Origin of the sequence: Achromobacter sp. UBA5777 (genome assembly GCF_002418565.1) — a bacterium.
Lineage (GTDB): Bacteria > Pseudomonadota > Gammaproteobacteria > Burkholderiales > Burkholderiaceae_B > Achromobacter > Achromobacter animicus.
Map to the genome: position 1 here is coordinate 7,324 of NZ_DIEJ01000229.1, position 410 is coordinate 7,733.

The window sequence follows — 410 nt, forward strand, 5'->3', positions numbered from 1 at the left end:
CTCGCCCCGCTATCTGGAGACGCTGCTTACCTACGAGGACCGCTGGTTCTACTGGCATCCCGGGGTGAACCCCGTGGCGCTTGCCCGCGCGGGCTGGCAGTGGGCCACCAACCGCCGCATCGTGTCTGGCGGCTCGACGCTGACCATGCAGGTGGCGCGGCTGATCGATCCGCAACTGGCGGGCAAGCCGTCGCGCACGATGTCGGCCAAGCTGCGTCAGGCGTGGCGCGCCGTGCAGTTGGAAATGCACTACAGCAAGGACGAGATCCTCTCCCTGTACCTGACGCACGCGCCGATGGGCGGCATCGTCGAAGGCGTCGAAATGGGTTCGCGGCTCTGGCTGGGCAAGCCGGCCCGCGACCTGGGGCCGGCCGAGGCCGCCATGCTGACCGCCTTGCCGCAGGCCCCGT

At 69.5% G+C, this 410-nt stretch carries 1 protein-coding gene; it reads left to right on the forward strand.

What is annotated here, in order from left to right:
* Positions 1–410: transglycosylase domain-containing protein (locus tag B3446_RS18800; protein ID WP_291384013.1), on the forward strand; the 410-nt coding region annotated here is incomplete at both ends.